General features: G+C 61.7%; 17 protein-coding genes. 8 read left to right on the top strand and 9 right to left on the bottom strand.

Features of this window, described 5'->3' with window-relative positions; translation table 11 throughout:
- Positions 1 to 80 precede the first annotated feature (80 nt).
- The 5 genes from HWE17_RS18135 to HWE17_RS18115 all read left to right on the top strand — a co-directional run bounded on the left by HWE17_RS18135 (position 81) and on the right by HWE17_RS18115 (position 4,723).
- A complete protein-coding gene (locus HWE17_RS18135) occupies positions 81 to 605 on the top strand; it encodes a cytochrome b (protein WP_046684510.1) in 525 nt (174 codons plus the stop codon).
- Between the two features lie 46 nt (positions 606 to 651).
- Entirely contained in the window at positions 652 to 1,206 is a 555-nt protein-coding gene (locus HWE17_RS18130) for a YceI family protein (protein WP_099403977.1), read from the top strand.
- Positions 1,207 to 1,244: 38 nt separating this feature from the next.
- Positions 1,245 to 1,820, top strand: a complete 576-nt coding sequence (locus tag HWE17_RS18125) for a YceI family protein (protein ID WP_176389684.1) — start codon at positions 1,245 to 1,247, stop codon at positions 1,818 to 1,820.
- Between the two features lie 173 nt (positions 1,821 to 1,993).
- Positions 1,994 to 2,263: a GlsB/YeaQ/YmgE family stress response membrane protein gene (locus tag HWE17_RS18120; protein WP_034778894.1), complete on the top strand. Its 270-nt coding sequence runs from the start codon at positions 1,994 to 1,996 to the stop codon at positions 2,261 to 2,263.
- A gap of 306 nt (positions 2,264 to 2,569) precedes the next feature.
- A complete protein-coding gene (locus HWE17_RS18115; RefSeq protein WP_035822796.1) occupies positions 2,570 to 4,723 on the top strand; it encodes a S46 family peptidase in 2,154 nt (717 codons plus the stop codon).
- A gap of 68 nt (positions 4,724 to 4,791) precedes the next feature.
- Here HWE17_RS18115 and HWE17_RS18110 read toward each other — a convergent pair whose 3' ends face one another.
- Positions 4,792 to 5,364: a hypothetical protein gene (locus HWE17_RS18110; protein WP_217916811.1), complete on the bottom strand. Its 573-nt coding sequence runs from the start codon at positions 5,362 to 5,364 to the stop codon at positions 4,792 to 4,794.
- 158 nt (positions 5,365 to 5,522) lie between these two features.
- Here HWE17_RS18110 and HWE17_RS18105 point away from each other — a divergent pair, with 158 nt between their 5' ends.
- Both HWE17_RS18105 and HWE17_RS18100 read left to right on the top strand, forming a co-directional pair.
- On the top strand, positions 5,523 to 7,211 hold the full coding sequence (locus HWE17_RS18105; protein WP_176389682.1) for a M14 family zinc carboxypeptidase: 1,689 nt from the start codon (positions 5,523 to 5,525) through the stop codon (positions 7,209 to 7,211).
- Between the two features lie 91 nt (positions 7,212 to 7,302).
- Positions 7,303 to 9,453: an FUSC family membrane protein gene (locus tag HWE17_RS18100; RefSeq protein WP_176389681.1), complete on the top strand. Its 2,151-nt coding sequence runs from the start codon at positions 7,303 to 7,305 to the stop codon at positions 9,451 to 9,453.
- Positions 9,454 to 9,464: 11 nt separating this feature from the next.
- On the opposite strand, the gene HWE17_RS18095 is transcribed toward HWE17_RS18100, so the two are convergent.
- The 6 genes from HWE17_RS18095 to HWE17_RS18070 form a co-directional block, all read right to left on the bottom strand.
- Complete coding sequence (locus tag HWE17_RS18095; RefSeq protein WP_255206294.1) at positions 9,465 to 11,417, bottom strand: S9 family peptidase; 1,953 nt, start codon at positions 11,415 to 11,417, stop codon at positions 9,465 to 9,467.
- Between the two features lie 67 nt (positions 11,418 to 11,484).
- Positions 11,485 to 12,957, bottom strand: coding sequence for an amino acid permease (locus HWE17_RS18090; protein ID WP_099403982.1), 1,473 nt, complete (start codon positions 12,955 to 12,957; stop codon positions 11,485 to 11,487).
- A gap of 285 nt (positions 12,958 to 13,242) precedes the next feature.
- Positions 13,243 to 14,673, bottom strand: coding sequence for an amino acid permease (locus tag HWE17_RS18085; RefSeq protein ID WP_176389680.1), 1,431 nt, complete (start codon positions 14,671 to 14,673; stop codon positions 13,243 to 13,245).
- 130 nt (positions 14,674 to 14,803) lie between these two features.
- Complete coding sequence (locus HWE17_RS18080) at positions 14,804 to 15,262, bottom strand: RidA family protein (RefSeq protein ID WP_034778908.1); 459 nt, start codon at positions 15,260 to 15,262, stop codon at positions 14,804 to 14,806.
- A 254-nt stretch (positions 15,263 to 15,516) separates the two neighbouring features.
- On the bottom strand, positions 15,517 to 17,100 hold the full coding sequence (locus tag HWE17_RS18075; protein ID WP_176389679.1) for an ABC-F family ATP-binding cassette domain-containing protein: 1,584 nt from the start codon (positions 17,098 to 17,100) through the stop codon (positions 15,517 to 15,519).
- A gap of 159 nt (positions 17,101 to 17,259) precedes the next feature.
- A complete protein-coding gene (locus tag HWE17_RS18070; RefSeq protein ID WP_176389678.1) occupies positions 17,260 to 18,372 on the bottom strand; it encodes an NADH:flavin oxidoreductase/NADH oxidase in 1,113 nt (370 codons plus the stop codon).
- Between the two features lie 161 nt (positions 18,373 to 18,533).
- On the opposite strand from HWE17_RS18070, the gene HWE17_RS18065 reads away from it, so the two are divergent.
- Positions 18,534 to 19,100, top strand: a complete 567-nt coding sequence (locus tag HWE17_RS18065; RefSeq protein WP_176389677.1) for a glycine zipper 2TM domain-containing protein — start codon at positions 18,534 to 18,536, stop codon at positions 19,098 to 19,100.
- Here HWE17_RS18065 and HWE17_RS18060 read toward each other — a convergent pair.
- Both HWE17_RS18060 and HWE17_RS18055 read right to left on the bottom strand, forming a co-directional pair.
- The gene (locus HWE17_RS18060; RefSeq protein WP_176389676.1) at positions 19,097 to 19,606 is read right to left on the bottom strand and encodes a DUF1993 family protein; all 510 of its coding nucleotides are present in this window, start codon (positions 19,604 to 19,606) and stop codon (positions 19,097 to 19,099) included. The two genes, HWE17_RS18065 and HWE17_RS18060, sit on opposite strands and share 4 nt — an antisense overlap.
- A 68-nt stretch (positions 19,607 to 19,674) precedes the next feature.
- Positions 19,675 to 20,643, bottom strand: a complete 969-nt coding sequence (locus HWE17_RS18055; protein ID WP_176389675.1) for a DUF2167 domain-containing protein — start codon at positions 20,641 to 20,643, stop codon at positions 19,675 to 19,677.
- Positions 20,644 to 20,768 lie beyond the last annotated feature (125 nt).

Here is a 20,768-nt window from a genome sequence, read left to right as displayed (position 1 = left end):
AGCACGCAGCGCAATTTGCTTTTCTTTGGTATATTAGGCCGAATTAGTCCTAACACGTACTACTTTCAAGAAAGCCGTCGATGCAACGCTACACCACCACCGCCATCATCCTGCACTGGCTGACCGCCCTGCTGATCATCAGCGCCTTCGTCATGGGCCTGGTCATGGTCGATATTCCCGGCCTGACGCCCACCAAGCTCAAATATTTCTCGTGGCACAAGTGGCTCGGTGTGACCGTGCTGGCCATCGCCGCCATCCGCCTGCTGTGGCGCAAGGCCAACGTGCCGCCGCCGCACCCGGCCAGCATGGTTGCCTGGCAAAAGAAGGCGGCCGACGCCATGCACGTGCTGCTGTACATCCTGATCTTCGCCGTGCCCGTCTCCGGCTACCTGTACACCCTGGCCGCCGGCGTGCCCGTGGTCTACCTGGGCCTGTTCCAGTTGCCCGTCATCATGGCGCCGAACCCGGAACTTAAGCCGCTCTTAAAAGAAATTCATTATGTTCTGAACATGACGATGGCCGCCGCCGTGGCCGCCCATGTGCTGGCGGCGCTGAAGCACCAGTTCATCGACCGCGATGGCGTCCTCAAGCGCATGTTGCCGTAACACCGACTTCCCCTTGCTCACTGAAAAACTACAGGAAAAAAACAAGATGAAAACCACCCAACGCCTCGTCCTCGCTTCCCTGCTGGGCCTGTCCGTGGCCGCCACCGCCGCCACCTTGCTGAAAGTCGATCCCGCCAAGACCAGCGTGTCGGCCGTGTTCAAGCAAATGAACGTGCCGGTGGAAGCGAAGTTCAAGAAATTCAATATCGCCATCGATTACAACCCGGCCACGCCGGACGCCTCGAAGGCGTCGGTGGAAATCGAGACGGCCAGCATCGATATCGGCGACCCCGAGTACAACAAGGAAGTGGCCAAGAAGGAATGGTTTAACGCGGCACAGTTCCCGAAAGCCACCTTCGTCTCGAGCAGCATCAAAGCCGCCGGCGCAGGCAAGCTGACGGTCACCGGCAAGCTGAGCATCAAAGGCAAGACCACCGACGTCACTTTTCCCCTGGCGGTGAAAGCCGATGGCGGCAAATATGCGTTCGACGGCGCCCTGCCGATCAAGCGCCTGACCTACAACATCGGCGAAGGCGAGTGGAAAGACACGAGCATGGTCGCCGATGAAGTCACTATTAAGTTTCATGTTTCTGCTCAGTAACGCCCAAAAATCTGTTGTTTAACTTAGTTAGGAATTCAATGAAATTGAAGCACTTGATGATCGCCGTGCTGGCAGCGGCCGGCGCGGGTTCGGCCATGGCCGCTACCGACACCTACAACCTCGACCCGACGCATACGTTCCCCAGCTTTGAAGCCGATCACATGGGCATGTCCGTGTGGCGCGGCAAGTTCAACAAGACCAAGGGCACGGTCACCCTGGACCGCGCCGCCAAGACGGGCAGCCTGGACCTCGTCATCGATGCCGATTCGATCGACTTCGGCCTGGACGCCATGAATACGCACGCGAAAAAAGCGGACATGTTCAACGTCGAGAAATTCCCGCAGATCACCTACAAGAGCAAGTCGCTGAAGTTCAACGGCGATCAGCTGGTGGAAGTCGATGGCGAACTGACCCTGCTGGGCGTGACCAAACCCGTCAAGCTGAACGTGAGCAAGTTCAAGTGCATCATGCACCCGCGCTACAAGCGTGAAGTGTGCGGCGCCGACGCCACGGCGGAATTCAAGCGCAGCGACTTTGGCCTGAACTACGGCATGCCGGCGTTCTCGCCGGAAGTCAAGCTGGCCATCCAGGTGGAAGCCATCAAGGCCGACTAAACACCATCTTGCCGCATGACAAGCCCGCCTCGCTGCCCGCAGCCAGGCGGGCTTTTGCATGCGCCGTGCGAATCCGCTGGACTTTTCTATCGTGCGGCATCAGTATCAATTTGCCATGACGTGCAGGCCGCACCGCTCTGGCACAACCACTCATCCATCGCGCGGAGGATTACATGAATTTCATTATCTGGATCGTTATTGGCGGTGTCATCGGCTGGCTGGCCAGCATGGTCATGAAAACCAATGCACAACAGGGCATCTTTCTCAATATCGTCGTCGGCATCGTCGGCGCCTTCCTGGGCGGCTGGCTGCTGGCCCCCCTGTTCGGCACGGGCACCATCAATAGCGACAATTTCAGCCTGGCTTCGCTGCTGGTCTCGTTCCTGGGCGCCGTGATCCTGCTGGGCATCGTGAATCTTTTGCGCCGCGGCAAAATACGCTGAGCAGATAAATCGCAGCGCATCAGCAAGTGGCCGGGCCGCGCAAGCGCCCGGCCATTTTTATTGCTGGCAAGACAATTGTATGGACAATACCACAGCCGCGGCACAAGAAAATGCCCGTTCGCAGCCCGCTTCTTCCCCTGCAATGCCGAAAATAGTGCAATTTCCACAAGCCACTACAAACATGCTGTCGGGAAAATGTGATTGACTAGTGCGAGTTCGATACGGATACTCTATGTCGCCCGCTGAGAAAAAACACTGGGTACACGTTGGTTCCGACTTCCCTTCATGTAAAAGACTAGAACTCGAATGAAAAAATCTTTAATCGCGCTCGCCATCCTGAGCAACTTCGCACACGCCGACGAAGGCATGTGGATGCCCCAACAGCTGCCACAAGTAGCCAAGGAACTGAAAGCGGCCGGACTGAAACTCGATCCGACCAACCTGACCAAACTGACCGAGTTCCCGATGGGCGCCATCGTCAGCCTGGGCGGTTGCTCGGCCTCGTTCGTCTCGCCGCAAGGCCTGGTTGCCACCAACCACCATTGCGTCTACAACAGCGTAGCGGTCAATTCGACCAAAGAGCGCGATTTGCTGGCCAACGGGTTCCTGGCCAAGACGTTCGCTGAAGAACTGCCGGCATCCCCAGGCAGCCGCATCTTCGTCACCTCGGCCGTGACCAATGTCAGCGACAAGATCATCACCGCCGACGTGGCCAAGCTGCAAGGCAAGGCACGCATCGACGCGATCGAGAAAAACCAGAAGAAACTGGTCGCCGAATGCGAAAAAGAAGCCGGCTTCCGCTGCACCGTGTCGGCCTACTACGGCGGCCTGGAGTTCTACCTGATCAAGCAACTGGAAATCCGCGACGTGCGCCTGGTGCACGCGCCTCCAGCGGGGGTGGGCAAGTTCGGCGGCGACACCGACAACTGGATGTGGCCGCGCCACACGGGCGACTACGGTTTCTACCGCGCCTATGTCAGCAAAGACGGCAAAGCTGCCGACTTCAGCAAGGACAACGTGCCTTACCAGCCAAAACACGTGCTGAAACTGGCCAAGGATGGCTTGAAAGAAGGCGATTTCGTGATGGTTCTGGGCTACCCTGGCCGCACCAACCGTCACCGCCTGCCATCGGAAGTGGCGTACACGTTTGACTGGAACTACCCAGCCTTCGTGAAAGCGTCGGGCGAAACCCTGGCCATCATCGCGCGCGAAACCAAGGACAACAAGGATGTTGCCCTGAAATACGCGGGTCAGGTTGCTGGCGTCAACAATTACTACAAGAACCGCCAAGGCATGCTGGACTCCTACGCCGGCAGCGATTTCCTGGCACGCAAGACGGCGGAACACGAAGCCCTGAAGACCTGGGTCAACGCCACGCCAGCACGCAAGGCCGAATTTGCCGGCGACATCGAGCAAGTGGAAAAGCTGATCGCCGAGCGCGATGCCGACACCAAGCGCGATTTCTTCCTGGGCTACGCACAGCCACGCCTGCTGAACACGGCACGCAGCCTGTACCGCCTGTCGAACGAAGGCACCAAGTCCGATACGGAACGCAAGTCCGGCTACCAGACGCGCGACTTGCCACGCCTGGAAGCGGGCATCACCTCGGTCGAACGCACCTACGATGAAAAAGTCGACAAGGCGCTGGTACTGAACAGCCTGACCAAGTACGCCGCGCAACCGGCAGCACAGCGCCGCGCCAGCTTCGACGCCGCCATCGGCATCAAGGACGGCATGTCGCCAGCCGACCTGTCCGCCGCCCTGGACAAACTGTATGCCGGCAGCAAGCTGGCCGACAAGGCCGAGCGCGCAGCATGGCTGAAACGCACGCCAGCCGAATTCCAGGCCAGCAAGGACAGCTTCATCCAGGCAGCCGTCGCTATGTACCCGGATTCGCTGAAAAACGAAGCGGAAGACGAAGAACTGGCAGGCAAGATCCAGCAAGCCTACGCCAACTACATGAAAGCCAAAATTGCCTTCATGAAGAGCAAGGGCCAAGCCGTCTATCCTGACGCCAACAGCACCCTGCGCGTCACGTTCGGCAAAGTAGCCGGCCGCGACCATGGCGCCGACGGCACCACCTGGTCCGCCTTCACCACCGTCAATGGCGTCGCCGCCAAAGCCACGGGCCAGGGCGAGTTCAATGCACCAGCCAATCAACTGGCCGCGATCAAAGCCAAGGACTTCGGTAAATTCGTCGATCCGAAGCTGAAAACCGTACCGGTCGACTACCTGGCCACCCTGGACATCACCGGCGGCAACTCCGGTTCGGCTGCCCTGAACGCCAAAGGCGAATTCATCGGCCTGGCCTTCGATGGCACCCTGGACTCGATCATTTCCGATTGGGACTACAACAAGGCCAATACCCGTTCGATCCAGGTCGACCTGCGCTACATGCTGTGGAACATGAAACACATCGACCACGCAGACAACCTGCTGAAAGAAATGGGCGCTGAATAACAAGAAGCAATAACCCGGCAACGGGCGCTTTAAGCTGAGCCACTCCTGCGGGAGTGGCTTTTTTTCGCCTAGCGTTTTACCTTGGTGAAGCGGTAAGGCACGGCTTGCTCCTCGCCAAACACTTGCGCCCGGCCACTTCCCAGCGGCAACATCACTCTGCGTCGGTCCTGCAGCAGCAAGGCCAGGTCGGCGCCGGGAAAGCGCTGCGCCAGCAGCGGATAGGCTTGCCGCGCGATGGTAGCGGCGGGAATCACGATGCGATAATCGGCCTCGCCAAAATCGAGCAGCAGTGCGGGAAGCTCATCCGGCCCCGGCAGCGCCGTGATGCGCAGGCGCGCACTCCCCTTGACGAGCTCGAAGGCTGACCACAGGGGCAAGCTGTGCTGCGTGGACCCGGTCTGCAGTTGCGGCGCATGGCCCGCCACCGCCGACGTCAGCACGACGTCAGGCCGTTCTTCCGAGACTGCCCCATCGACGGCCAGCAGCCAGCCCCGGTAGCGTATCAGCGCACCCTGCGCGCTAGCCGTGACGGACCCGCCCTGCGCCACCGGCCCCTTGCCCACTGGCAAGCGCAATGGCGCCGCCTGTGCCGCCAGGCAAGCCCACCACACCAGCACCGCCATCACCATCGCAGTCGCCATCTTCACCATGCCGCCTCCCTTGCGCGTGAAACGTATTCATAACACAAGTGCGGCGACTAGCCCCTGCGGCGCCTCAAGGCGGCAGCGCCGGTGCTACAATTGGCGCCTAGCGGGCGTACTTACCCAGCGCGCCTTCCCCCTCCCAGACTCAGACCGCTATGCCACCAGACTTGCGCACGACCTACGAACTCGGTAACCACAACCAGACCACGACCTGGCTGGAATGCATCACCTTCTACAAGGATCTCGCCGCACGCTACCCGCAAGTGCTGCATTTCGAACAGATCGGCCTGTCCGACTCGGGCGTGCCCATCCACGCTGGCGTCGTCAGCGCGGACGGCGTGTTCGACCGCGAGCAGATCAAGCGCGCGGGGCGCACCGTGTTCTTCAACAACAACGGCATCCACCCGGGCGAACCGGAAGGCATCGACGCCTGCATGGCCATCGTGCGCGACCTGTGTACGCAGCCGGAACGCCTGGCGGCGCTGGGCAGCACCGTGCTGCTGTTCATTCCGATCTACAACGTCGATGGCAGCCTGAACCGCGCCAATACGTCGCGCGTGAACCAGGATGGCCCGGAGCAATTCGGTTTCCGCGGCAATAGCCGCCACCTGGACCTGAACCGCGACTTCATCAAGTGCGACAGCCTGAACGCGCAAGTGTTCAACCGCCTGCTGGCCAGCTGGGACCCGGACGTGATGGTCGACACGCATACGTCGAACGGCGCCGACTACCCGTACACGATGACCCTGATCCACACGCAGACGGATAAGCTGGGCAACGGCCTCGGTCCCTTCCTGCAAGACACCATGCTGCCGCACATCTTTGCGCAGATGGAAAACGCCGGCTGGCCCACCTGCCCGTATGTCAATCCCGTCAAGGACAGCCCAGACCACGGCATCGCCGAATTCCTTGAAGTGCCCCGTTTCTCGACCGGCTTTGCGGCCTTGCACCACGTCATCGGTTTCATGCCGGAAACGCACATGCTGAAACCGTTTGCCGACCGCTACGCCTCCATGCGCGCCCTGCTCGACATCACCATGGCGTTCACGGTGGAACACGGCGAGAAAATCCGCCAATTGCGCGCGCAAGCCAAGGCGGCGGGACGCACGCAAGCCGAATGGCCGATCCACTGGGCCATGAACGAAGAGCAGCCATCGACCCTCCCCTTCAAGGGCTATGCGGCGCAATACACGCCGAGTATCCTGGGCGATTACCAGCGCCTGTCCTACGACCGCTCGCAGCCGTGGGAGCGCGATATCGCCTACTACAACCGCTTCGATGCGGACGTCACCGTGGCTGCGCCGAAAGCCTACATCGTGCCGCAAGCGTGGCGCGAAGTCATCGAACGCCTGCGCTGGAACGGGGTCGAAATGAGCCGCATCACCACCGAACAGACCTTAACGGCGCGCTACTACCACATCGCATCCGTCGGCACGCGCGCCACGGCCTACGAAGGCCACATGTTCCACGACACGGTCGACGTGGAAGCGCGCACGGGCCAGTTCAGCGTGCAAGCCGGCGACTATGTAGTGTCCCTGGAGCAGGACAACGCGCGCTACGCCGTGGAAACCCTGGAACCGCAGGCGCACGACAGCTTCTTCCGCTGGGGTTTCTTCAACAGCGTGCTGGAAAAGAAGGAAGCGTTTTCCGATTACGTGTTCGAAGACATGGCCTCCGAACTGCTGCGCGACGAGCCTGCGCTGGCCGCCAAGTTTGCCGAGTGGAAAGCAGCCAACCCGGCCTTGCTGAGCAATCAGGAAGCCGTGCTCGACTTCATCTTTGCACACTGCCAGCGCTTTGCCGAGCCGGAATGGCGGCGCTATCCGGTGATCGCCCTGATGTAACTCAGGGGCTGTAGCGAATGCAACATCCTGGCGCCGCATCGGAAACCCCGGTGCGGCGCCTCTTTCTGTGCCCTGCCCACAAGGTAATCCCATGCACTACGCACTGAACCTGCGCACCTTTATTTACAGCCATTATTTTTACCTGGGCTTGCGCGTGGCCATCGGCCTGGTCGGCCTGGCCTTGCTGACCCAGGAAATCAGCGACAGCGCCACCGCCATGACGGTATGCATCGGCGCCCTGTGCACCACCCTGATGGACATGCCCAGCCCGCTGCGCCACAAGTTCAACGAAATGCTCGCTTCCGTGCTGCTGTGCAGTGCCGTGACCTTATTGATCAGCCTGTGCGGGCCGGTGCAGTGGCTGTTGATGACGGTACTTGTCCTCGTGAGTTTCCTCGCCAGCATGATGGTGGTGTACGGCAAGAAATCCATGCCCTTGCAACTGGCCGCCCTGTTCATCATGACCATGTCGATGGAGCATCAGATGACGTGGCAGCAATCGTTCCACCATGCGGGGCTGTTCATGCTGGGCGGCTTGATCTATCTGGCCTACGCCATGGCCATCGCCTGGGTCTTGCGCCACCGCATCAAGCAGCAAGTGCTGGCCGAAGCCCTGTTCGAACTGGCCGCCTACATCGACATCAAGGCCGACTTCTACGACACGCGTTTTAATCTGACGGAACAGTTCAACAAGCTGGTGCGCCACCAAAGCATCCTGGCCGACCGCCAGCAGGCGTCGCGCGATCTGATACTGCGCAGCCACAAGAACAGCAAGGATGCCATCGTCGTGCAAGTGCACGTGTGCATGCTCGATCTATATGAACTGATACTCTCGACACACACGGATTACGCGCTGCTGCGCCAGCACCTGGCCGACTCCGAGGTCCTGAAATCCCTGCACGACCTGGCCTACAAGGCGGCGCGCGACATCGAAGCCGTCGCCTACGCCGTCACGCGCAAGCGCGCCTCGTATGCGCAGATCAGCTATGACAAGGAATGGGCCGACATTGAGGCGGAAATTGCCCGCCTGCACGCAAAAGGCGACGCTGCGCAGGAAGCGCTGGCCACCCTGCGCGCGCAGCGCAACAAGATCCGCGCCATTTTAAAAATGATTGCCGAGCTGCACCTGGCCACGCAAAAAGTCTATGCCGACGTGCCATTCTGGAGCGGCGCGGACATGGCACCGTTCTTGTCGCAGCAGAAATATGAGCTGACAACCCTGCTGTCGAATCTGCGCCTGGACTCACCCGTGTTCCGCTTCGCCCTGCGCGTGTCGATGGCCATTTCCGTGGGATTGCTGATCGGCCACTGGCTGCCGTATGCGGCGCACAGCTACTGGATCGTGCTCACCATCGTCATCATCCTGCGCCCCACCTTCAGCATGACGCGCCAGCGCCGCGCCGACCGCATCATCGGCACCATTATCGGCTGCGTGGTCACGGCCATCGTGATCCGCTACGTGCACAGCAATATCGTGCTGATGGCCATTTTATTTCTCTCCATCGTGGCCACGCCCACCTTCATTTATTTGCGCTACCGCTACACGGCCATTGCCGTCAGCCTGATGATCTTGCTGCAAATGCATTTGGTGGCGCCCAGCAACCCGAACCTCGTCAGCGAGCGCCTGATCGACACCCTGATCGGCGCGGCGGTGGCCACCGTGTTCAGCTTTGTACTGGCCAACTGGGAATACCAGAGCCTGCCACGCCTCGTGCGCCAGGTGCTGAATGTGAATGTGAGTTATATGCAGGCCAGCTTCGCGCTGCTGCAAGGAAAATGTTTTGACGATTTCGCCTACCGCATCGAGCGCAAGCGCTTGATGGACAGCCTGGCCGCGCTCAGCTCGGCGTTGGTACGCATGCTCGACGAACCGGCCAGCAAGCAGCGGGCCGTGGAAGACATCAACCTGTTCATCGTGCAAAATTATCTATTGGTCGCCCACGTGGCGGCGCTGCGCTCCATCCTCGGGCGCCATGCCAGCCAGTTGCCCGTCGCGCCCGTCAATGCCTTGCTTGGCCACAGCCATACGCAAGTGTGTCTGACCCTGTCGCGCGCGCTGGAACAGCTCGACGACAAGGCTGCCATCAGCGCCCCGCTGGCTACCCTGCCAGCCCCGCCCGTCAGCGACGTGGCCTGGTCGGGTTGGCCGCTGGTGCAGCGGCGTATCCGCCTGTTGCAGGCGGATGCGGACAAGATCGTGATACATAGCGCGGCGATCGTGCATATTGTGGCACCGCGCTAAGCCTGCACAGCTTACTTCAAGTACTGTTCAAACCAGCCGATAGTGCGCTTCTGCAAGTCGCGCTGGTGCTCGGGCTTGCGGAAGGAATGGCCTTCGCCATCGTAGATGAACAGGCTGGACGGCACGCCCATGGCGCGCAAGCCGTGCCAGAATTCCAGCGACTGGGCGGCCGGCGTTTCCACGTCGCGCTCGCCCACATAGATCAGGGTTGGCGTCTTGGCCGCCTTGATCGATTCGATCGGTGAAGCACGGCGGTAGACCTCAGGCTTGTCATACGCGGAGGCGCCAAAGAACGGGATCATCCACTGATTGATGCCGTTCTGGCCGTAATAGCTGATCCAGTTCGACACGCCCGCGCCCGCCACGGCCGCCTTGAAGCGGTCGCTGTGCGTAACGCCCCACATGGTCATGAAGCCGCCATACGAATGGCCGATCAGGCCCAGGCGCTGGCCATCGACGGGCGCCACTGTTTGCACCGCGTCGATACCGGCCAGGATGTCGCGCCAGTCGCCGCCGCCAAAGTCAGCCATGTTGGCGCGCGTAAAGGCTTGGCCCTGGCCAAAGCTGCCGCGCGGATTGGGCAGGAAGACGAAATAGCCTTTTTGCGTCAATTCGTGGATCAGGGTGCTCGCCGCTACATAACGTGGCGAGGCAGCCGCGCCGGGGCCGCCATGCACGTTGACGATCATCGGGTAGCGCTTGCCTGCCTCCGTCTTCAACGGCCCCAGCAGCCAGCCCTGCACCTTGTATTGCTCGTTGTTCCAGCCCACGTTCTGCACCGTCAGTTGCGGCGCAAAACCGTCATTGTCGCGCGTGATCTTTTTCAGCTGGCCCACCGGTCCCGCCACCAGATAGGAAGCGTGCGTAAAGTCTTCCTGCGCGGCGGCGGCGTGACGGCCATCGGCGCTGAACGACAAGCGGCCATCGCTGCCGCTGCTGCTCAGTTCACCGAGCATCACAGGTTGGCTGGGGCCGGTCTGCGCATCGACGGGCACCAGCGCCAGCTGCGAGTCGATCAGGGCCGTCGCCAGCAAACCGGCGCCGCGCCAGACGACGCCATTGAAGGTGCCGCGATAGTCCGGCGTGAGGTTGCGCGGCGTGCCGCCGGCCAAGGGCACCGTGTAGATATCGCCGCCGATGGAGCCGAAATCGCTCATCAGGCCGCCGATGAAGACCACTGTCTTGCCGTCCGGCGAAACGGAAGGCAGGTTCAGCTGCATGGCCGGTGACGCGATCACGCGCAGGGCCCCCGTGGCCGCATCGATATGACTGAGCTTGGCGACCCACCAGTTGCTATCACCATTGCCCTGCGCGCTGGTGGCAACAAAGCCGCGGCCATCGGGCGTCCAGCTGTATTCATACACATAGGTGTCGGCAGGTGACAGCAGACGCGGCTCGCCGCCGCTGGCCGGCACGACGGTGATGCGCTGGGCATCGTCGTCTCTGCCCACTTCGCCCACCTGGCGCGCGCCCGCCTCGACGGCACCGGCCAGCTTGCGCGCGCCCACCGTCGCCAGCAGGGCCAGCTGCTTGCCGTCCGGCGACCAGCGCGCCGTGCTGGCCACACCCTTGATACTGGTCAACATCCGCACCGGCGCCTGCGACAGGGTGGCCAGGTATAGCTGCGCCGTGCCCGCCTTGGCGTCATAGCCGATGAAGGCCAGTTGCCTGCCATCCGGCGACCAGCTGGGCTTGTCGTAGGAACACACGGCACACGGATCGAATTGCTGCACGATGGCGCCGTTGGCGGCGTCGCGCACGACGATCACCGCATGCGGGCGCTGCGGCTGTGGCTGTTCCACCCTGCTCGACTCGATGGCGGCGATGCGCTGGCCATTGGCCGACAGGGCGACGGCGCGGTAATCGCGCAAGGCCGGCTCGCTTGCAGGGGCGGCCTGCGCCAGGGTGCCCAGAAGGCTGCTTGCGAGCAAGCCGCAGGCGGCCAGATCAGTTATTTTCATCATGTAAATTCCGGTTAGAAATAAAAAAAACCGCCGGCAAGCGCGGCGGTTTCGGATGGAACAGACTGCATTAGCGGGCCTTCTTGCCCAGATGCGAATGCCGCATGCTGTACAGGAAGTAAATGGCCACCGTCACCGCCATCCACACACTGAACACGACAAACGTCGTATGCGGCAAATCGCGCATGATGTACAGGCAAGCCAGGATGCTCAGACCCGGAATCACGTACGGGCCGAACGGCACGCTGAAGCCTTCGATGCGGTTCGCGCCCTGCTTGTGGCGCAGCACGGGCACGGCGATCGAGACGACCATGAAGGCCGTCAGGGTACCGATGCTGACCATGTCCCACAAGTAAGTCGCATCGACGGAACCGGCCACCACGGCCACGACGAGGCAGACGATGATGGTATTGCTGACCGGCACCAGCGTGCGCGGGTGGATTTTCTGGAACGATTTCGGGATCAAACCATCACGGCTGACGGCAAACAGGATGCGCGTCTGGCCGTAGATCGTCACCAGGGTCACGCTGAAGACGGAAATGACGGCGCCGGCCGACAGCACCAGCGCGGGCCAGGTCTTGCCCGTGACGTTTTGCAGGATCACCGCCAGGCCCGCTTCCTGGCCTTCGAACAATTTCGCCTGTTGCGCGCCGAGGGCGGCCACGGCCACCAGCAAATAAAACACGGTGACGATGAGCAAGGCGCCGAGGATGCCGCGCGGCACATTGCGCGTGGGATTTTTCACTTCATCGCCCGCCGTCGCCACCGTATCGAGGCCGATGAAGGAGAAGAAGACGGTGCCGGCCGCGGCCGTGACGCCCGTCATGCCGGCAAAGCCCTTGCTGTTGTCGGTATTGAAGAAGGGGAAGAAATTGTCGGCGTTAAAACCGGAAAACGCGATGACGATGAAAAACACGAGGATCGCCAGCTTGATGATGACCATGATGGCGTTCATCAGGGCCGATTCCTTGGCGCCACGCAACAGCAGGAAGCCGCACATGCAGATCAAAAAGATCGGCGGCAAGTTGATGTGGCCGGCATGAAACTCCATGCCATGCGGGCCAGAAACGATCATCGGCGTGCGCAGCATCTCCGGGATGTGCCAGCCGAACGCGTTTTCCAGGAAATTGTTCAGGTAGGACGACCAGCCGATGGCCACGGCACTGCCCGCCAAGCCGTATTCGAGCAGCAGACAGGCGGCCATGATGAAGGCAAGAAACTCACCCACGGTGGCGTAGGCAAATGAATACGAGGAGCCGGAGGCGGGTATGCGGAACGACAATTCCGCATAGCACAAGGCCGTCAGGCCGGCCGTGATGGCGGCGATCAGGAAAGACAGGACGACTGAAGGGCCCGCCTTGGGGACGGCTTCGACCATGGTAAAGAAAATGCCCGTGCCGATGGTGGCGCCGACGCCGATCATGGTGAGGGAAAACAGGCCGATGGACCGGCTCAAGCCACTGCTGCTGAGGCCTTCACCATATTCGACCGTGGTATCGATCGGCTTGGTGCGGCAAATTTTCTGGACCAGGGTTTGGCTCACTAATATTCCTTTATGAGGCACACATATCGTATGACGGGTAAAAACAAATAGCGCTCCGGCCCTACCTGGCAAAAAACCGGAAAGATCGCGTCCATTCTCAAAACTAAGCGATTATAGGGCTTTCATCGGCTCAGCTAAACAGAACTTTGATGTAAGGAAACAACGACTGGCGTGCGCCGCTAAACCCGCAAGAGTGCTGCTGAAGAAAAAATTGCTTCCATGAAAGAAAAAGCGCGCCGCTGCAGGGGCAGGGGCGCGCTTCTGGTTCAGCTCAGTTCAGCTGAATTACTTCTTGCCGTGTGGCGCATCGGCCGGCGGCCAGCCCGCTTCGTAGCCTTGCGGCACATCGTCGCGGCGCGCTTTCGGCGCCAGGCCCAGCACGTAGTACAGCACCGTCAGCAGGATCAGCCAGGCCGGTCCCACCATCAGGGCGATGCGCGTATCGGGGAAATACGCCATCAGGCCGATGACCAGCGCCAGGAAAGCCAGCGAAATCCAGGAACCATACGGCGCGAACGGCATGCGGAAGGCCAGGTTCTTGATTTCCAGCGGCGTCAAGGTCTTGCGGAACTGAATCTGCGTGACCAGGATCACGCCCCAGGTCCAGACGGCGCCGAAGGTGGAGATCGAGGTGACCCAGATAAACACTTTTTCCGGCACCAGGTAGTTCAGCAGCACGCCCAGCAGCAGCGCGAAGACGGACACGAGGATGGCGCGGCGCGGCACGCCGCTGGCCGTGGTTTCCGCGAATGCCTTTGGCGCCTGGCCTTGCAGCGCCAGGTTGTACAGCATGCGGCCCGTGCTGAAGATGCCGCCATTACACGACGACAGGGCCGCCGTCAGCACGACGAAGTTGATGATGCCGGCGGCCGTCTTGATGCCCAGGCGTTCGAACGTCATGACGAAGGGGCTGCCGGTGGTGCCGATTTCATTCCATGGGTAGATCGACAGGATCACGAACAGTGCGCCGACATAGAAAATCAGGATGCGCCAGAACACGGAATTGATGGCGTCGGGAATCGATTTCTTCGGGTTCGCCGCTTCGCCGGCCGTCAAGCCAATCATTTCCACGCCCAGGTAGGCAAACATCACCATCTGCAGCGACATCAGCACGCCCTGCGCGCCATTCGGGAAGAAGCCGCCATGCGTCCACAGGTTCGAGATGCCGATGGCCACGCCATCGTTGCCGAGACCGAAGACGATCATGCCCGTGCCGCCGATGATCATCAGGATGATGGTGACCACCTTGATCAGCGCGAACCAGAATTCGAACTCGCCGTAGGCTTTCACGGCCAGCAGGTTGATCGCGCCCATGGAACCGAGGGCCGCCAGGGCCCAGATCCAGCGCGGCGTGTCGGGGAACCAGATGCCCATGTAGATGGCGACGGCGGTAATTTCCGCCACGCATGTGACCAGCCACAGGAACCAGTAGTTCCAGCCCGTCAGATAGCCTTGCAGGGGGCCCAGGTAATCCTGGGCGTAGCGGCTGAAAGAGCCGGCGACCGGGTTGTGCACGGCCATTTCGCCCAGTGCGCGCATGATCATGAAGATGACCGCGCCACCGATGATGTACGACAGCATGATGCCGGGGCCGGCCATCTTGATCGCGTTGCCGGAACCCAAAAACAGGCCTACGCCAATCGCGGCGCCCAGCGCCATCAGGCGGATCTGCCGCTCGCCCAGGCCGCGGTGCAAGCCTTGTTCACTCGTTTTCATTACGTGTCTCCGTTTTTTTCTTGAATACACCGATCCCTCCACCCCAATGGCGGTTCCGCTCTTGCTGGAAAGGAGGAAAAGGCGCGCCGGCGGCTGAGCGCCGGCATGCTCATATGGTCAGGCTACTGCGTCAGGCCAGTTCGGCGATCAGCTCGATCTCGACGCAAGCGCCCAGCGGGATTTGCGCCACGCCGAAGGCGGAGCGGGCGTGCTTGCCGCTGTCGCCGAAGACTTCGACGAACAGTTCCGAGGCGCCATTGGTCACCAGGTGCTGTTCCGTGAATGCGGAGGTGGAATTGACCAGGCTCATGACCTTGACGATGCGTTTGACCTTGTTCAAGTCGCCGCCGCACGCGTCTTGCAGGGTGGCGATCAGTTCGATGGCGATGCCGCGCGCGGCGATCTTGCCTTCTTCCGTGGTGACGTCCTTGCCCAGCTGGCCAACCCATACCTTGCCATCCTTCTTGGCCAGGTGGCCGGACAGGAAGACGGTGTTGCCCGTGCGGGCATGCATCACGTAGGCGGCAGCTGGCGCGGCAACGACTGGCAGTTCGATGTTGAGGGCTTTGAGTTTTTCGTAAAACGACATGCTATTTCTCCAAGAAAACAATATAAGCGAAACCAAAATTCATGCACGGCAGGGCACGCAGGATGACGCCCTGGCAGCGCGGTAGTGACCGACAACAGTGCCAGATTAAACGTCATCATATTGGTGAACCAGCAGTTTTAGTTCACAAATAGGCCCGGTTATTCAGTGGATTATACCGACAATCAAACAAAATTCAGCATCGGTTCATGAAGCATGCTCTACAGGCATCGAGCGTGACTTTTTTCATTAAATTGTCACTTGTGCAATGTCAAGCCCTCGGGGTCAAGGTTTATCGCCTCCAGAAATGCCTGGTCGTGCGAAACCACAAGTAGCGCGCCCCGATATTGCAGCAGCATCTGCTCCAGCGCCTGCAGGCTGGCCAGGTCCAGATGATTGTCAGGTTCATCAAGCAGCAGCAGTTGCGGCGGCGCCTGCGCATACAGTTCGGCCGCCAGCGCCACCTTCATGCGCTCGCCACCGCTGAGCAAACGGCTGGGCATGGTGGCGCGCGCGCCGGCAATGCCCAGCAGCGCCAGCCGCGTGCGCAGCTCGCCTTCCGGCAGCAGGCTGTTGCGTGCCTGCAAGCGCTGCACGGCACTCCACTCGCCGTCTTGCAGTCCAGCATGCTGGTCCAGCCACGCCATCCGCGCATGGCACAGTAGCTCGCCGCTGGCGGGCGCCAGCTGGCCGGCGATCACGCGCAGCAAGGTCGACTTGCCACTGCCATTATTGCCCGTCACGGCCAGGCGGCGCGGCCCACTGATGACCAGGCTCACAGGCTGCGCCTGGCCATAGGGCAAGACCAGTTCGCGCAGTTCCAGGATCAGCTTGCCGTTCGGCACGCCGCTCTCGGGCGCCAGCAGCAGACGTTCGGCCTCGGGCGCGCAGCGGGCGCTGGCATCCATCACCCTTTGCTGGCGCGCCTGCTGCGCCTCTTGCGCGCGCAGGCGCAGCTTGCCCTGGCTATCCTGGCTTTTCTCCTTGCGCGCGTCGAGCAGCAGCTTGCTTTGATTGCCTTCGCGCCCCTCGCGCTCGCCACGCACCACGCGCTTCTGCTGGCGTTCGGCCTGCTGCTGCGCTTCGCGCTGTTCGCGTCTGGCGCCCGCCTTTTCCGCCTGCAGGGCCGCCGCAAAACCGGCCTGCTCCAGCGCGCGCTGCTGCGCATACATGGCGTAATTGCCGCCATAGCTGCGCAAGCCCTGCGGCGACAGTTCGGCGATGTCATCGACGTGCTCGAGCAAGCCGCGGTCATGGCTGACCAGCAGCACGCCGCCCGGCCAGCGCGCCATCTGCGCCACCAGGCGGGCGCGTTGCCGCACGTCGAGATGGTTGCTCGGTTCATCGAGCACCAGCCAGTCCGCCTGCGACAACCAGGCCCCTTGCAGGGCGATGCGCTGGCGTTCGCCGCCGCTCAGGCTGGCCGTGGGCGTAGCGGCATTGACATGGCGCAAATCGAGCGCATCGAGCGCCTGGCGCAAACGGGCCTGGGCATCCCAGCGATCTCCCACGAGCGCGTAATCGGCTTCATCGATGCTGCCTTCGGCGATGCGCGCCAGCGCGGCCAGCAAGTCCAGCATGCCAGCAAGGGCCGCCACGGTGGGATAGCGCTGCGGATCGAGTTCCTGCGCCACGTAATGCACGCTGCCGTCACAGCGCACGGCGCCAGAGGACGGTTGCGCCTGGCCCGCCAGCAGACGCGCCAGCACGCTCTTGCCCACGCCGTTATCGCCGACGAGGCCGATACGTTGCGGGGCAAAGACAAATTGCAGATCGGAAAACAGGGTGCGGCCATCGGGCAGCACGAAGGAAAGACGGTCGAGTTGTAGTAATGCGGGCATGGATACTCCTGGTACGTGCAGACAGGGCTGGCGAACCCGCGCGGCGCAAGGCGCTGTGGCGGGATGGGCGAGGCCGTGCACAGCACGGCAGTATCAATGGCGCATGTCGAAGCGTCCTGGAGAAATGGGGAAAGAAGCGTCAGTGTAGCAGAGTAAGCCTTAGCGCTGGCCCAGGGTCGTGTCGCCGAACAGGTTCTTGAATTCGCGCGGCTGCGAGCGCCAGTACTGCGGCGGCGCCTGCACTTGCGCGCCCAGCTGGGCCGCCGCATGCCAGGGCCAGCGCGGGTCGAACAGGATGGCGCGCGCCAGCGCCACCATGTCGGACTGGCCGTTGGCGATGATGTCTTGCGCCTGCTGCGCTTCCGTGATCAAGCCCACGCTAATCGTAGGCAAGCCGCTGTCGCGCTTGATGCGTTCGGCAAACGCCACCTGGTAGCCCGGTCCCACGGGGATCTGCTGCTGCGGCGAAATGCCGCCGCTGGAGACGTGGATGAAGTCGGCGCCCAGCTGCTTGAGTTCCTGCGCGAAACGCACGCTTTGCTCGATGTCCCAGCCACCCTCGACCCAGTCGGTGGCGGAAATGCGCACGCCCACGGCCACCGTGGCTGGCACGGCGGCGCGCACGGCTGCAACCACTTCCAGCGGAAAGCGCATGCGGTTTTCCAGGCTGCCGCCATATGCATCCATGCGCTGGTTGGATAGCGGCGACAAAAACTGGTGCAGCAGATAACCGTGCGCCGCATGCAGTTCGATGCCCTCGATGCCGAGCGCATGCACGCGCTGCGCGGCCGCCACAAAGGCGCCCTTGATCTGCAGCAAACCCATTTCATCGAGGGCGATCGGCACGGTTTCACCGGGCGCATGAGCGATGGCGGACGGCGCCACCGTTTGCCAGCCGCCATCGGCCAGGTGCACGCAGGCACCGCCCTGCCATGGCGCGCGGCTCGACGCCTTGCGTCCCGCGTGGCCCAGTTGCACCACCAGCGGAATCGGCGAATGGCGTCGGATCGCCTGCACCACCTTGGCCAGCGCCGTTTGATTCGCGTCCGACCACAGGCCCAGGTCTTCGGCCGAGATGCGTCCCTCGGGCGAGACGGCCGTCGCCTCCGTCATCAGCAAGCCCGCGCCGGACAGGGCCAAATGGCCCAGGTGGATCATGTGCCAGTCGGTGGCGTTGCCGTTGTCGGCCGAGTACTGGCACATGGGCGCGATGGCGATGCGGTTGGCCACCTGCAGCGGCCCCAGGGCATACGGCGTGAATAGCTGGCTCATGGCGGACTTTCGGAAAAGGGGAAGCACCGATTCTACTGTGCTTTGCAAAGCGCGGCTTACACCTGCTTACGTTTGATACAGCGCAAGGGCTAGCCTTGGGCCGGCGCGGCCGCTAATCTGGACACATCAATAACACCCGCAGCACCACCCCAGGAGAACACATGAACACGACGACTACCGCCAGCCGCATCCACCCCTTGATGGCCGGCGCCGCCATTTCCGTGACGGTCCTGTGCCTGGTCGGCGCGGCGTCCATCGCCGGTATCCTGCCCAATTCGCGGGCGAATGTGCCGGCCACGCCAGCCATCCCTGCCGACGTGGCCGCCATGACGCCGGCCGGTGCCGCCGCCCTGGCAGCGCCCGTGACTGCGCCGGTGGCCGCGCCTGTCGTCGCGCAAGCCGCCCCGGCACCGGCACCAGCGCCCGTCGTGCACAAGCGCGTCGTGCACCACACGCAAGTGGCGCAAGCGCGTCCTGCCTACAATGACAGCAACGAAGGCTACCGCGACACGGCCTACCGCGAACCCGTGCGCCAGCAGCCAGTGCCTGCGCCGGCACCGGCACAACCGAACTACGTGGGCATCGGCACGGGCGCCGTCATCGGCGGCTTGATCGGCAATCAGGTCGGTGGCGGCCGCGGCAAGGCGCTGGCAACGGTGGCCGGCGTGATCGGCGGCGGCATGCTGGGCAATGCGGTGCAGAACCAGGTGCAACAGCCACAACGTTAATCGTACGGTCCCAGATAGTCGAGCTTGCCCACGGCCACGCCATTGTTTCTCAGGATGGCGTGGACCATGGAGACGTGGAAATAGAAGTTCGGCAAGGCAAAGCTGAGCAGGTAATCGTCGCCCGAGAATGTTGTCCCCTCGTCCGTCCAGTTCAGCACGACTTCCTTCTGCGCGCTGCCCGCCATCTGGCCCGCATTCACGCTATCGATGTAGGCGATGGTGCTGGCGATGCGTTCCTGCAACTGCTCGAACGATGCTTCGTTATCCTCGAACTTCGGCGCCGGCACGCCGCTCAGGCGTTCGACCGACATCTTCGACGTATCGCTGGCGCGCTGTACCTGCGCCGTCAAGTCCAGCATGTCGGGCGCCAGCTGCGCGCCCAGTAAAATCTCGGGCACGATGCCATCTTCCTCCACATGGGCCTGCGCTTTTTCCAGCAGGGCCGAGACGACCCGCAAGCCGCGAATGAAGACGGGAATGGTTGCCTGATACATGGACACGGACATGGCGGACTCCTGATAGTGAACGATGAATCAGTGTACCCGAGGCGCCGCCTGCGGGTACGCACACAAGCTTACTTGTCCAGATTCACCTTGCCATCCGGTAAATGCGCTGGCTGTTCAACGGACTCCTGCGGCTGTATCGGTGCCGGCTTGTCCTTGCGCTTGCCAGTGAAAAACTTGACGATGGCCGCGCCGCCGCCCACGACGGCCAGGAGCAGCACTTTCTTGAAGGCCAGCAGCAGCGCCAGCAGTTTGCCAAACAGGCCCAGCTTGCTGGCCACGCCGCCAGCCACCAGCGCCGCCAGGCCATACTCGGCCACCTTGTCCGTCTTGCTGTCGAAATCCGTGTAGCGGTTGCCGTCGGTAAATTCCGTGAACGCCGTCACTTGCTGCATCTCTGTCTTGATCGTCGCGATCTGCTGCATGCTGGCAATCGCGTTCAGGTTCAGCACTCCTTCACGGCCCAGCACGCGCACGTTGTAGTTCAGCGAGTGCTCGCCGCCATCGACCATCAAATCCTTGGCCCAGTACAGCTTGTGCGTATCCTTGGCATAGCTGGGTTTTTCCGCCCAGCCCATCAAATGGATGCCGGGATAGCCCTGCTTCTTGCGCTCCGCATTGTTTTCCAGCACGGACGCCTGCATATCCTTGAGCAATTCGTCGTACTTGATGCTGTCCGCATCGTCATCCTTGATATGCCCTTCCTTTTCATACGTCACCACCACGCCCCAGCTATCGCGCTCAAGCACGCTGATCTTGGCGGGCACGATCATGCCCAGCGATTCCATGCCCGGCGGATTGCCCCAGGCATCAACCAGCACGCGCTCGGCATCCGTCGGCGACAAATAACGGAAGTTGGCGGGCAAATCCAGGGTGGCGATGCCGCCCGGCAAAGTGATCTTGCCGCGCTGCAGGTGCAACTGGGCGAGGAATTGCTCGGCCGTCATTTCCGTTGCGGCAGCCTTTTCCTCGGCAGGGGCGGCAGCCGTCAGGCCGGAGAGGGTCAGGCACAGCAGCGCTGTCAGCAGGCGTTTCAACATGATCGGTCCAGGAATTTACAAAAGGGCAAATATTTTAAACCAGTTGATTGCTTAATGGATAATTATTTCTGTTCGGCATCTTTTTATGAAAAAAGCGCCAGGCGGGTTTCCCCGGCTGGCGCTTG

The organism is Janthinobacterium sp. BJB401 (assembly GCF_013372745.1).
GTDB classification, from domain to species: Bacteria; Pseudomonadota; Gammaproteobacteria; order Burkholderiales; family Burkholderiaceae_D; genus Janthinobacterium; species Janthinobacterium rivuli.
This window is presented reverse-complemented; position numbering and strand designations above follow the sequence as displayed.

Coding starts and splice junctions, on each gene's coding strand:
- HWE17_RS18135 (WP_046684510.1), top strand. CDS start 81: ATGCAACGCTACACCACCACCGCCATCATCCTGCACTGGCTGACCGCC.
- HWE17_RS18130 (WP_099403977.1), top strand. CDS start 652: ATGAAAACCACCCAACGCCTCGTCCTCGCTTCCCTGCTGGGCCTGTCC.
- HWE17_RS18125 (WP_176389684.1), top strand. CDS start 1,245: ATGAAATTGAAGCACTTGATGATCGCCGTGCTGGCAGCGGCCGGCGCG.
- HWE17_RS18120 (WP_034778894.1), top strand. CDS start 1,994: ATGAATTTCATTATCTGGATCGTTATTGGCGGTGTCATCGGCTGGCTG.
- HWE17_RS18115 (WP_035822796.1), top strand. CDS start 2,570: ATGAAAAAATCTTTAATCGCGCTCGCCATCCTGAGCAACTTCGCACAC.
- HWE17_RS18110 (WP_217916811.1), bottom strand. CDS start 5,364: ATGGCGACTGCGATGGTGATGGCGGTGCTGGTGTGGTGGGCTTGCCTG.
- HWE17_RS18105 (WP_176389682.1), top strand. CDS start 5,523: ATGCCACCAGACTTGCGCACGACCTACGAACTCGGTAACCACAACCAG.
- HWE17_RS18100 (WP_176389681.1), top strand. CDS start 7,303: ATGCACTACGCACTGAACCTGCGCACCTTTATTTACAGCCATTATTTT.
- HWE17_RS18095 (WP_255206294.1), bottom strand. CDS start 11,417: ATGATGAAAATAACTGATCTGGCCGCCTGCGGCTTGCTCGCAAGCAGC.
- HWE17_RS18085 (WP_176389680.1), bottom strand. CDS start 14,673: ATGAAAACGAGTGAACAAGGCTTGCACCGCGGCCTGGGCGAGCGGCAG.
- HWE17_RS18080 (WP_034778908.1), bottom strand. CDS start 15,262: ATGTCGTTTTACGAAAAACTCAAAGCCCTCAACATCGAACTGCCAGTC.
- HWE17_RS18075 (WP_176389679.1), bottom strand. CDS start 17,100: ATGCCCGCATTACTACAACTCGACCGTCTTTCCTTCGTGCTGCCCGAT.
- HWE17_RS18070 (WP_176389678.1), bottom strand. CDS start 18,372: ATGAGCCAGCTATTCACGCCGTATGCCCTGGGGCCGCTGCAGGTGGCC.
- HWE17_RS18065 (WP_176389677.1), top strand. CDS start 18,534: ATGAACACGACGACTACCGCCAGCCGCATCCACCCCTTGATGGCCGGC.
- HWE17_RS18060 (WP_176389676.1), bottom strand. CDS start 19,606: ATGTCCGTGTCCATGTATCAGGCAACCATTCCCGTCTTCATTCGCGGC.
- HWE17_RS18055 (WP_176389675.1), bottom strand. CDS start 20,643: ATGTTGAAACGCCTGCTGACAGCGCTGCTGTGCCTGACCCTCTCCGGC.